The organism is Meiothermus sp., assembly GCF_025056915.1.
Classification (GTDB): Bacteria; Deinococcota; Deinococci; order Deinococcales; family Thermaceae; genus Meiothermus.
The window spans coordinates 1-11023 of sequence record NZ_JANWVH010000091.1 but is presented as its reverse complement, the minus strand read 5'-3'; the positions used below and the strand labels follow the sequence as shown (position 1 = coordinate 11023).

Annotated in this window: 11 protein-coding genes; 4 read left to right on the top strand and 7 right to left on the bottom strand. The window is 62.6% G+C overall.

The window, feature by feature from the left end; genetic code table 11:
• Positions 1-238: 238 nt before the first annotated feature.
• The 4 genes from lpxC to NZN28_RS12520 all read right to left on the bottom strand — a co-directional run bounded on the left by lpxC (position 239) and on the right by NZN28_RS12520 (position 3849).
• Complete coding sequence (gene lpxC, locus NZN28_RS12535; protein WP_295398682.1) at positions 239-991, bottom strand: UDP-3-O-acyl-N-acetylglucosamine deacetylase; 753 nt, start codon at positions 989-991, stop codon at positions 239-241.
• Positions 992-1016: 25 nt separating this feature from the next.
• Positions 1017-2012 (bottom strand): UDP-3-O-(3-hydroxymyristoyl)glucosamine N-acyltransferase, encoded by a 996-nt coding sequence (locus NZN28_RS12530; protein ID WP_295398681.1) that lies wholly within the window; start codon positions 2010-2012, stop codon positions 1017-1019.
• Positions 2013-2136: 124 nt separating this feature from the next.
• Complete coding sequence (locus NZN28_RS12525; protein WP_295398680.1) at positions 2137-3183, bottom strand: rod shape-determining protein; 1047 nt, start codon at positions 3181-3183, stop codon at positions 2137-2139.
• Positions 3184-3282: 99 nt separating this feature from the next.
• Positions 3283-3849 carry a molybdenum cofactor guanylyltransferase gene (locus tag NZN28_RS12520; RefSeq protein ID WP_295398679.1) on the bottom strand — a complete coding sequence of 189 codons (567 nt, stop codon included), beginning with the start codon at positions 3847-3849 and terminating at the stop codon, positions 3283-3285.
• Between the two features lie 266 nt (positions 3850-4115).
• Here NZN28_RS12520 and pstS point away from each other — a divergent pair, with 266 nt between their 5' ends.
• From pstS to pstB, 4 genes are all read left to right on the top strand, one after another.
• On the top strand, positions 4116-5195 hold the full coding sequence (pstS, locus tag NZN28_RS12515) for a phosphate ABC transporter substrate-binding protein PstS (RefSeq protein WP_295398678.1): 1080 nt from the start codon (positions 4116-4118) through the stop codon (positions 5193-5195).
• Positions 5196-5256: 61 nt separating this feature from the next.
• Positions 5257-6243 carry a phosphate ABC transporter permease subunit PstC gene (pstC, locus tag NZN28_RS12510; RefSeq protein WP_295398684.1) on the top strand — a complete coding sequence of 329 codons (987 nt, stop codon included), beginning with the start codon at positions 5257-5259 and terminating at the stop codon, positions 6241-6243.
• A gap of 10 nt (positions 6244-6253) precedes the next feature.
• Entirely contained in the window at positions 6254-7084 is an 831-nt protein-coding gene (pstA, locus tag NZN28_RS12505; RefSeq protein ID WP_295398677.1) for a phosphate ABC transporter permease PstA, read from the top strand.
• Positions 7085-7146: 62 nt separating this feature from the next.
• Positions 7147-7923 carry a phosphate ABC transporter ATP-binding protein PstB gene (gene pstB / locus NZN28_RS12500; protein WP_295398683.1) on the top strand — a complete coding sequence of 259 codons (777 nt, stop codon included), beginning with the start codon at positions 7147-7149 and terminating at the stop codon, positions 7921-7923.
• 245 nt (positions 7924-8168) lie between these two features.
• Here pstB and pth read toward each other — a convergent pair whose 3' ends face one another.
• From pth to NZN28_RS12485, 3 genes are all read right to left on the bottom strand, one after another.
• Positions 8169-8774 (bottom strand): aminoacyl-tRNA hydrolase, encoded by a 606-nt coding sequence (pth, locus tag NZN28_RS12495; protein ID WP_295398676.1) that lies wholly within the window; start codon positions 8772-8774, stop codon positions 8169-8171.
• Between the two features lie 67 nt (positions 8775-8841).
• A complete protein-coding gene (locus NZN28_RS12490; RefSeq protein ID WP_295398675.1) occupies positions 8842-9462 on the bottom strand; it encodes a 50S ribosomal protein L25 in 621 nt (206 codons plus the stop codon).
• A gap of 202 nt (positions 9463-9664) precedes the next feature.
• The coding region (locus NZN28_RS12485) for a polysaccharide biosynthesis tyrosine autokinase (protein ID WP_295398674.1) at positions 9665-11023 on the bottom strand (1359 nt) is incomplete at its 5' end.

The window sequence follows — 11023 nt, the reverse complement described above, 5'->3', positions numbered from 1 at the left end:
CCTGGAAACTCGAACACATGCGTCTCGGCCCAGACGCAACACAGACCAGCGGGCCTCACCTCGGTGAGGCAGGTCTCTTTGTCCCTTCTCGTTTTCGTAGGCGGCCACGTCTGTGAAGAGCGCAATAAACCACCCACCCTCACCTGATGAATCCCTGAAGCCTGTATGCCTGACATCAGGCTTGCAAAGAAGCAGCGCTTGACCGGAACCTTCTGCTGTCCGGCCAGAGCGCCCCTTTTTAGCCCTGCAATAGCTTGGCCAGTTCCACGTGCAGCCGGTGGGAGCCACGGTGCACCGCAAAGCGGCCCTGGTAGGGCCGACCTGCCAGGTACAAATCGCCCAGAAAATCCAGGGCTTTGTGCCACACCGGCTCATGCAGCACTCGAGGGGTATTCACAAAGCTGTGTTCGCTGAACACCAGCGCATTGTCCAGGGAAGCTCCTTTGATAAGCCCCTGAGCCCGCATGGCCTCTACTTCATGCAAAAAACCGAAGGTTCGCGCCGAGGCCAGCGCCGCCAGCGCGGTGGGGGGGCACTGCACCTGCTGGTAGCCAATCTTGGGGTGCGGGAACAGAATGGTCACGGTGAGGGAAAAACCCTCGGCTGGCTGGGCCAGCACGCTGCTGCGCCCTTCCTCCACCCGGATGGTGCCGCTTACAGGGGTGGGGTGGGGGCCTTGCGGAGGGAAGTCCTGAAGCAGCGCCAGCCATTCCTGGGCGCTGCCATCCAGGATTGGAATTTCCGGGCCAGCCACCTCGACGATGAGGCCCTCCCAGATACCTCGAATGTAGAGCGCAGCCAGCAGGTGTTCAACTGTCATCAGCCGGAGGTGATGCCAGCCCAGCACCGTGCAGCGGGTGGTATCCACCACCGAGGAGGCCAGAGGACGAAACTCGAGCCCCCCCATCCAAAAACGCACAGGCCCCTCGGCGGGGTGAAGGCGAACCGTACTGGGTTCGCCGGTATGGAGGCCAATTCCTCGAATCGTCATGGGTTCCCAATCCACTTAGCCGCGTCTATGGCTGGGTTGGTTTGAAGAACTGCCGCAGGATGCGCTCCATTGTGACCAACCAGTCCAGGAATGCCAGGCGTCGCCAGTGCTTGCGGCTGGGCTGGGCGGGAACTGCACCGGCCCAGGTTTCACCCGCAGGCACGTTTTTTGAAATCGCACTGCTACCGGTGATGCGCGCCCCCCTGCCCACCCGCACATGGTCCGAGAGCACCACCCACCCCCCCATCAACACGCCGTCCTCCACCACCGCGCTCCCCCCGATTGCGCTGCTGCCCACCATCACCACCCCTTTTCCAATCTGGACATTGTGGCCGATGCTGGTGAGGTCGCCGATCTTGCTGGCAGCCCCGATGCGGGTCTCCCCCACCACACTGCGCTGCACCACGCAGTTGGCCCCCAGCTCGACCCCATCCTCCAAGACCACCTTGCCGGTATGCGGCAGGCGCCGGTCATCCTGAAACCCAAACCCCACCACCCCCAGCACGGTGCCCGCCCCAATCCGGCACCCAGCCCCCAGGCGGGTGTGGGGGTAGAGGGTTACTCGAGGCTCCAGCACCGTTTGGGGCCCAATTTCCACCCCTGCCCCCACGTAGCAAAAGGGTGCAATGACCACCCCCGCCCCAATCCGGGCACCCCGGCAGACCAGGGCGTAGGCCCCCACCGAGGCGGTGGAATCCACCTGGGCTCCCGCCTCGATGGTGGCGGTGGGGTGAACGCCCCCATCGGCCCAGGTTTCGGGTTGGTCGAAAAGGGCCAGCACCCGAGGCCAGGCTTTGCGTACCTCGGGCACCCGAATTCGACTGAGGGTGTCCGGGCAGGGGCTGGCTTTGTCGAGTATGAGGGCCGCGCCGCTGGCCAGGGCCGCCTCGAGATAACGCGCCTCCCGCACCACCACCAGGTCGCCCGGCCCCGCCCGGTCTGGCGCGGCCAGGCGGGCCACGAACCGGTCGGGGCCCTCGAGCTGGCCGCCAATCTGCTGCGCAATTTCAGAGAGCCACATAGGTCGCTAAAGGCCCGTAGCGAATACCTTATCGCCCTGGAGGAGGTCTGGGGTCCGTGCAGTCGGGCGCGGTGAACAGCTCCAACCAGACAACTGCCGCCCGACCCCCTGGCTTGACCCACCCTTACCGCTTCAGCACGTTATCGGAGGTGACCAGGGCATCCCGCAGCACGTGCAGCATATCCAGCGCCTTGCCCGTGCCCAAAGCCACCGCCTCCACCGCATTTTCGGCCACCACCACCGGTACGCCAGTGGCTTCTTGCAGCAGCAAATCCAGGTTTCGCAGCAAGGCGCCCCCACCGGTGAGCAGAATGCCCCGGTCTATGATGTCGGCCACCAGTTCGGGCGGGGTGGTCTCGAGCACGCTCTTCACCCCCTGCACGATTTTCTCCAGGGGTTCTTTCAGGGCTTCCACCACATCATCGGTGGTCACTTCGATGCTTTTGGGCAGGCCCGAGATCAGGTCGCGCCCCCGCACCTCGGCCACCGCGTCCTGCTCCCCCGGCGTGCGCTTGGCCGCGCCAATCTTGATTTTCAGCTCTTCCGCAGTGCGCTCTCCAATCAAAAGGTTGTACTTGTTGCGGATGTAGCGAATGATGGACTCGTCGAACTCGTTACCGGCGATGCGCAGGCTGGCCGAGCGCACGATGCCGCCCAACGAGATGACCGCAATATCGCTGGAGCCGCCCCCAATATCCACCACCATACTGCCCGTGGGCTCGGCAATCTTGATACCGGCCCCGATGGCCGCCGCCAGGGGTTCGTCAATGAGGTAAGCCCGCTTGGCGCCGGCTTCCACAATCGCCTGCACCACCGCGCGGCGCTCAACCTCGGTCACCCCCGAGGGCACCCCCACCATCACCTGCGGCCTGAAGAAGCGCAGGGGCGGCAACACTTTCTTGATAAAGAGGGTGAGCATCCGCTCGGTCAGGGTATAGTCGGCGATTACACCGTCCTTGAGCGGGCGAGCGGCCACGATATTGCCCGGGGTGCGCCCCAGCATCCGGTAGGCCTCAGCGCCCACTGCCTTGACCTCTTTGGTATCACTCACCATGGCAATCACCGAAGGTTCACGCAGCACAATTCCTTTACCGCGCACATAAATCAGCACCGAGGCGGTACCCAGGTCAATACCCACATCTTCGCCGCGAAACGAGAACATCCCAGCCATAGCGATTTATTGTACAGGTTTGGATGAGAAGCACAAAGCCTGGTGCAGCGGCCAGGGCCCGGAAGAGCGCTTTGGGGGTGAAACAGGTGGCCTCGAGCCTCACAATGGCAGGTCTTCGGGGCGATTGGCGTTGACAAATAGATGGGGCCCAAAACGGGCCTCGAGTTCAGCCCTGTCCAGCGCCACGTGGGGAATGCTACGCAAGAGCGCCTGCATCCTGAGTTCCCCGGCCTCCAGCCTCTGCAAGACCTCGGGCTCGAGGGAACGGTGATACAGCGCCCCAAGAGGCTCGAAAAAATCTTGCGAAACGGCAACCACCGCCTGCACATCAGGGCGCACCAAACCCAGCAAATAGCCCCAGTATTCCCGGCTCAAAAAGGGCTGGTCGCAAGCAGCCACAGCCACCCAGTCCTGCCGGGCATGGGCCAGGGCCGAATGCAGCCCCGACAGGGTGTCCCCCCCCGGCTTCAGGTCGTGGTAACGCAGGCCCAGCCCTTGATAGGGATGGTTCGAAACCACAAACCGCTCCGAGGCCTCGGCCAGTGAGTCCAGCACCCAGGCCATCAGGGGCTTGCCCCGATACAGGTACAGGGCTTTGTCCTGCCCAAACCGGCGGGACCATCCGCCGGCCAAAACAGCCCCGCTCCACCGCACAGCCCTCAGCATACCAGCGGGGCGGGCCCGGCTAAAAGAAGGCCCTGACCGCATCCAACCCCGCCCAATCTGGGCCGCTCCGTCCCGCAGAGCCCGCCAGCCCATCGAGCTTCTTTGGGCGGAGTGCGGCTTGAATGGGCACCCCGGCTGCTGGCTAATTTTTTCGTTCATCATGAGTTTTTTGCGGCCTTCATGACAATCCTCTGACACAGCACTGACAAGCTATGAGCCGTAAGTGGTGCTGGTCAGTACCACGAACTTGCTAGAGGAGGCTTTTGATGAAGAAACTGCTGATTGCAACTACGGCCCTGCTGGGCCTGGCCAGCACCGGTTTGGCCCAGGTGAGCCTGACCGGAGCTGGGGCGACCTTCCCGTTCCCGGTTCTCTCCAAGTATTTTGATGAGTACCTCAAAGTGACCAACAACCAGGTGCGGGTCAACTACCAGTCCATCGGGTCCGGTGGGGGTCAGCGTCAGTTCATCGAGCAAACCGTTCACTTCGGCGTCTCCGACAACCCCTTCAACGACCAGCAGATGACCGACATCCGCAAGAACACTGGCTCCCCCGCGCTCAACATCCCCTTCGTGCTGGGGGCGGTGGTGCCCACCTACAACCTGCCCGGCGTAACCCAGCGGCTCAACTTCACCGGTGAGGTGCTGGCCGACATCTTCCTGGGCAACATCAAGACCTGGAACGACCCGGCCATCGCCCGCCTCAACCCAGGGGTGAACCTGCCCGCCCTGCCCATCACCGTAGTGCACCGTTCCGACGGCTCGGGCACGACCTTTGTCTGGACCGACTACTTGACCAAAGTCTCGCCCGAGTGGGCCCAGAAGGTGGGCCGGGGCAACAGCGTCAACTGGCCCGCACCCAACAAGGTGGGGGGCCGTGGCAACGAGGGCGTGGCTGGCGTGGTGCGCAACACCCCCGGGGCCATCGGCTACAACGAGGTAACCTACGCGGTGCAGAACCGCATCCAGTTCGGAGCCGTGCAAAACCGGGCTGGTAAATTCATGGTGGCCGAACTGCCCGCCATCACCGCCGCCGCCAACGTGGTGCTGCCTGGGGACGCGCGCATCTCCCTGACCAACACCAATGCCCCCGACGGCTATCCGGTCTCGAGCTTCTCCTACATCCTGGTCTACGAGCAGCTCGACAAGAACAAAGCCTTCAAGAGCGAGGCCGAGGCCCGGGCCTTCGTGCAGATGCTCAAGTGGGTGGTCACCGAAGGGCAGAAGTTCAACGAGCCGCTGACCTACGCCCGGCTGACCGAGGTGGCCCAGGCCCGTGCCCTGGCCCTGATCTCCCGGATTACCTATCAGGGCAAACCCATCGGCAAGGAAGTGGTCGGCCAGTAAGCTCGATTGGGAGGTGGGGGTCTTCAGGGCTCCCACCTCTTTGTAGACTAAAGGCGTGCGCATGCAACAGGCCCCGGTGCAACCTTCGGTTATCAAGCGGCAGCCCTCGGCGATTTATCGCGTGCTGGGCGACCGTATTTTTCTGGCCATCGTTCTGCTTCTGGCCCTGAGCATCGTCGCCCTGACCCTGGGGCTGGGCTATTACCTTTATCTGGGTGGGTCGCAGACCATCAACAAAGAAGGATTTTTTGGCTTTCTGACCGGAACTACCTGGGACCCGGCGCTGAAGCTCGAGTTCGGCATCTGGCCCTACGTTTTGGGAACCATAATCACCAGCCTCTCTGCGCTTGTTTTATCGGTTCCGGTGGCCCTGGCTGCCGCCATCTTCACCGCCGAGTACGCGCCGCGCTGGCTGGCCGGGTTCATCAACTACCTGGTCGACCTGATGGCTGCGGTGCCCAGCGTGGTGTATGGCATCTGGGGCATTTTTGTCCTGGCCCCGTTTTTGCGAGAGGCCTTTTACCTACCGTTCTTTTTGTGGGCTGCGGAGAATGCGCCCTGGTTGTCTCGCTACCTGGGCAACCCGGCGGGCTACGGGATGTTCACCGGCATTGTGATTCTGTCCAGCATGGTGATTCCCTTCACAGCAGCCCTGTCGCGCGACGCCATCAACCTGGTTCCGGCAGCCCAGCGTGAAGGGGCCTACGCCCTGGGAGCCACCCGCTGGGAGGTCATGCAAACCGTCATCCTGCCCTACGCGCGGGGCGGTATTTTCGCGGGGGCCATGCTGGCTTTGGGCCGTGCCCTGGGCGAAACCATGGCTGTGGCCATGGTCATCGGCAACGGCAACATCCTGCCCTACACCCTCTTCGGCCCTGCCTCCACCATGCCGGCTGTGATTGCCCTGGAGCTAAAGGAAGCCGTGGAAGACCTGCATTATTCGGCCATTATCGGGGTCGGTTTTTACCTGTTCCTGATTGCCTTCATCGTCAACTCGGCTGCCAGTTACTTGCTCAACAAGCTTAAGGTAGGGAGCCAACGGGCTTAGAGGAGCGACCATGCGCAATCTTCAAGCACGCTATACCCGCGACCGTCTGATTCTACTCGTGGTAATCGTCGGTACGATTCTGGCCGCCCTGCCCCTGACGCTGGTGCTGGGCTATGCCCTGGTCAATGGCTTTTCATCCCTCAACTGGGACTTTTTCACCAAAGGCCCCAAACCCCCGGGCGAACTCGGTGGGGGCATGGCCCCGGCCATCGTCGGCACGCTGGTCATCACCGGGGTAGGCCTGCTGATGGCAACCCCCTTTGGAATTGGGGCCGGCATCTTGCTGGCCGAGTACCCCGACAACAAGCTCAACCCCACCCTCCGCCTGCTCTCCGATACCCTGAACGGCATGCCCGCCATCCTGAAGGGCCTGCTGGCTTACGTGCTGGTGGTCAAGGCGCAGGGTTCCTTTTCGGGCTTTTCGGGCGCTCTGGCCATGGCCTTCATCATGATTCCCATCATCGCCAAGACCACCGAGAGCGTTCTGAAGCTGGTGCCCTGGAACATCCGCGAGGCCGGGCTGGCCCTGGGTCTGCCACGCTGGCGGGTCATTCTCTCGCTGGTGCTGCCCGCCGCGCGGGCCGGGGTGGTGACCGGGCTCTTGCTGGCGACGGCCAGGGCCGCGGGCGAAGCCGCTCCCCTCATCTTCACAGCCTTTGGGAACACCCTGCTCACCCTCAATCTCTCGCAGCCGATGGACGCCCTACCGCTGCGTCTGTATGCCTATGCCATCAGCCCCTACGAGGACTGGCACCGCCAAGCCTGGGCCGCGGCGGTGGTGTTGCTGGGCCTGATTGTTCTGACCAGCCTGCTGGCCCGCTGGGTGACCCGTGGGCGCTAAAGGAGCAGACGATGAATGAATTCAGACCTGTAGCCAACCCTGAAAGCGGGCATACCGAGGTCATGACCCTCGACCCCAGCCTGAAGGCCCGCATCGAAGCCCGGCAGGTGACCGTGTGGTACGGCCAGAAGGCCGGCGTCAAAGATGTGGATATGCCCATCTACGCCAACAAGGTCACCGCCCTGATTGGCCCCTCGGGCTGCGGCAAGACCACTTTCCTGCGGGCTTTGAACCGGATGCACGACCTCACCCCCACCGCCCGGGTGACCGGCGAGGTGCTGCTGGACGGGGTCAACGTCTATGCCGCCGGTGTAGACCCGGTGGAGGTGCGGCGCAAGATTGGGATGGTCTTCCAGAAGCCCAACCCCTTCCCCACCCTCTCCATTTACGGCAACGTGGTGGCGGGGCTGAAACTGGTGGGCATCCGCAAAAAATCTCTGCTGGACGAGGCGGTGGAGCGTTCCCTCAGCCAGGCCGCTTTGTGGGACGAGGTCAAAGACCGGCTGCACGCGCCCAGCATGAGCCTCTCGGGGGGGCAGCAGCAGCGCCTGTGCATTGCCAGAGCGCTGGCCGTGGAGCCAGAAGTCTTGCTGATGGACGAACCCACCAGCGCCCTCGACCCCATCTCCACCCAGTCCATCGAGGATTTGCTGACCGACCTCAAGAAGCACGTGACCATTGCCATCGTGACCCACAACATGCAGCAAGCAGGCCGGGTCTCGGACTTCACCGGCTACTTTTTGAACGGCGACCTGGTGGAGTTCGGCCCCACCAACCTGCTCTTCACCACCCCCAAGGACAAGCGTACCGAGGCTTACATTACCGGTCGTTTCGGATAAGGGCGGGCTCGGTGCGCTCTCTCGCGGTCAAAGGGTTGGTCAAAAGCACCCTATCACGCTCTTCACAGACGTGGCCGCCCACGAAAACGAGAAGGGACAAAGAGACGTGCCTCACCGAGGTGAGGCACGCTTGTCTGCGTTGCGTCTGGGCCGAGACGCATGTTTTCGAGTTTCCAGGCCGCCACGGTTCTGTCCAGGACAAAGCTTTCTTATAGTTGAATGGCTCTAAATATGGGAAGAGCGCTCTAAGCCTGCTCAGGCTCTATTCGCTCAGATGGTACGGCCAGGTTGAGGCCGTTGTACTTCTTCTGGCAGACCTCGAGGCCCTCGGTGGCCCAGGTTTTGGCTGCCTCGGCGGCGGTCTGGACTACCCGGTCCATGACCGGCTTCAAGTCGGGGTGAAAACCGCTGAGCACCCAGCCCGCACCCGCCTCGGGCGTGGGGGGTTTGCCGATTCCAATCCGCAGGCGGTGAAAGCCCCGGCTGCCCAGATGGGTTGCGATGGACTCGAGGCCATAGTTCCCGGCGCTGCTCCCCCCTGCCTTAAAGCGCAGCCGCCCCGGCCGCAGATCCAGCTCGTCGTGGACAACCAGGATGCGCTCGGGGGGCACCCTGTAAAACCGCGCCAGGGGTGCCACGGCTTCCCCTGTGGCGTTGTAGAAGGTGGTAGGCTTGACCAGCAAACCCAAGACCCACTCCCCGGAGGCCCTCTGAAACCTGGCCTCGGCAATAAGCGCATTGCCTCGGAGCTTGAAATGCGAGGCAAGCCGATCCAGCACCCAAAACCCCACGTTGTGCTTGGTTCGGGCGTACTGCAAACCCGGATTCCCCTGTCCAACAATTAAAAACATGGCGAAAAGTTGGGGGCCGAAAGCCGGTCAAACCGCAGCCTTCGGCCCCAGCCAGAAGGGTATGGGACTACTTCTCCTCTTCGGTCTTGCCCTTCTTGATGACCTCTACCTCGGCAGGTGCAGCAGCAGCCTGGGCAGCCAGCTTTTCGGCATCTTCCGGGGGCACGATCGCCACAATCGTATCGCGGGCGTTCATGGCCAGCTTGACCCCCTCGGGAAGGGTGAGCTCGTCCGCGTGGATGCTATCGCCAATCCGTAGTTGGCTGACGTTGACCTCGATAAAGGGCGGGATGGCCTTGGGCGAAACCTTGACCTGGATGTCGTTGTTCACCAGCTGGAGCACCCCCCCTTCGCGCACGCCCTGGGCGGTGCCCACGATCTTGACGGGAATCCACATCAGCACCGGCTCGTCGGAGAGGGCATAGAAGTCCACGTGGTCGGGACGACGGCGGCGTTTGTCGAGGTTAATCTGGCGCACCAGGGTATCCACGGTTTTGCCGTCCTCCATCTCGAGGGTAATCACGTGATGGATGCCCGCCGCCATAAAGACTTTGTTGAACTCCTTGAGATCCACCACCACCTTGTAGTTTTCCTGCCGGTTGTAGACCACGCCGGGCAGTTTGCCCGCGTCGCGCAGCGCCGTGGGGTTTTCGTTCCCACGGTTTTGGGCTTTGATGCGGTATTCCATTGCCTTCCTCCGAAACTTTCCCTTGATCTGGATACTGGCCAGCTCAGGATTTTGGTTTGGTCACACCACACCATTGGTGTGGCGGTCAAAACACAAGCCTTCCAAGTGTACCACAACCCCCGGTTGCTAGAAAAGCTGGGTGAGGGGTGGGCCTGGCGTGGGCCAATCCCGGGGCCTTGCCCTGCCTTACGGGAAATTGCACTCACCACTGGGTACGCAGCGGGTCTTGTTCCTGGGTCTCGGTGGGGGCACCTGAGGGAACCGGACGGGGACGGTTGCCGTAGCTTCCATAGCTGCTGTAGCCTCTGGAGGAGACCAGCATCCCTTCCCCTGCGCGCAGTTGATTGACTGCCAGCCCCAGCACCTTGGCCCCTATACGGGTCAGGTTGTCAACCGCCGCCACCAGACTGCGGCGGTTGGTCGTGCCGATATTCACCACCACCACCATGCCCGAAACCTGCGGCGCAATGACCAGCGTATCGGTCACGGCAAGCACCGGAGGGGTGTCAATGATGATGGTATCCCACTCACCCGATTCGCGGAGGCGGCGCAGGAAAGGCCGGAACTGTTGAGAAAGCAGGCCCGAGGGATCCTCCACGGTATGCAAGCAAGGCAGCAGGGACAGCCCGCGCTCGAGCTGGTGGGTAGCCATCCCAAAAAGCGGGTCTCGCAGCACCGTAATCACATCCGGGCCGCTTTTGATATCAAATACGCTGTGCAGAATGGGGCGGTGCAGGTCGAGGTCAATCAGCAGGGTGCGCTTGCCGGTGCGGGCGTAGGCTCGAGCCAGGGCAATGGCCACACTGCTTTTGCCCTCCTTGGCTTCGGGGCTGGTCACGGCGATAATTTTGGGATCTTGCTCATCCATCAGGCCCCGGTTGACGTAGGTACGCAGGTAGCTGGCTGCCTCCCGCGGCAGGTCGCGGCTGGCGTTGGCCAGCTTGGGAAACTCCCCCAGTACTTGCAACCCGGTCAGCTCCGCTGCGTCTTCGCTGCTGCGAACCGTGCGCACCGAGACTTCGCGCAGCAACATGAACAGAATGCCAAAAACCAGGGTGAGCACCCCGGCCAGCAGCGCATTGAGCAAGGGGCGGGGCGCCACCGGGCGAATGGGGGTCTCGGCAATGTCCAGCAGGCTCAGTTGACCCGTAGCCCCCTGCTCCAGGGCCCGCACCAGATCCAGGTCACGCAGCAGACTGCCCTGCAGGCTACGCAACCCTTCGATGCGTTCGGGGGTATTGTTGCCCCTGGCCAGATCGGTCTGAACCGAGCGCAGTTGGGTTTCGAGCGACAAGCGGTAACGGCTAAAGCTGCCCCTCACGCGCTGGTCGTCCCAGCGCCTCAAGGCGTCGGCCCATTCGTTGGCGAGCTGGGCCGCCCGAGCGGGATTGTTGTCGCGCACATTCAGCACAATAATGCCCGATTGCCGGCCATCCACCGTGCGCACCCGCAGTTTGCGGCGAAATTCCTCGAGGGTACGTTGGTTCTGTGGGCTGTTGAGGGTGTCCTTGAGTACCTGACTGCTCAGGGCTGCCTCGCGGTAGGCCTGGCTATCCAGAGG

Bases quoted from the DNA above. Each gene is read 5' to 3' on its own strand.
- lpxC (WP_295398682.1), bottom strand. From the start codon at position 991: ATGACGATTCGAGGAATTGGCCTCCATACCGGCGAACCCAGTACGGTT.
- NZN28_RS12530 (WP_295398681.1), bottom strand. From the start codon at position 2,012: ATGTGGCTCTCTGAAATTGCGCAGCAGATTGGCGGCCAGCTCGAGGGC.
- NZN28_RS12525 (WP_295398680.1), bottom strand. From the start codon at position 3,183: ATGGCTGGGATGTTCTCGTTTCGCGGCGAAGATGTGGGTATTGACCTG.
- NZN28_RS12520 (WP_295398679.1), bottom strand. From the start codon at position 3,849: ATGCTGAGGGCTGTGCGGTGGAGCGGGGCTGTTTTGGCCGGCGGATGG.
- pstS (WP_295398678.1), top strand. From the start codon at position 4,116: ATGAAGAAACTGCTGATTGCAACTACGGCCCTGCTGGGCCTGGCCAGC.
- pstC (WP_295398684.1), top strand. From the start codon at position 5,257: ATGCAACAGGCCCCGGTGCAACCTTCGGTTATCAAGCGGCAGCCCTCG.
- pstA (WP_295398677.1), top strand. From the start codon at position 6,254: ATGCGCAATCTTCAAGCACGCTATACCCGCGACCGTCTGATTCTACTC.
- pstB (WP_295398683.1), top strand. From the start codon at position 7,147: ATGACCCTCGACCCCAGCCTGAAGGCCCGCATCGAAGCCCGGCAGGTG.
- pth (WP_295398676.1), bottom strand. From the start codon at position 8,774: ATGTTTTTAATTGTTGGACAGGGGAATCCGGGTTTGCAGTACGCCCGA.
- NZN28_RS12490 (WP_295398675.1), bottom strand. From the start codon at position 9,462: ATGGAATACCGCATCAAAGCCCAAAACCGTGGGAACGAAAACCCCACG.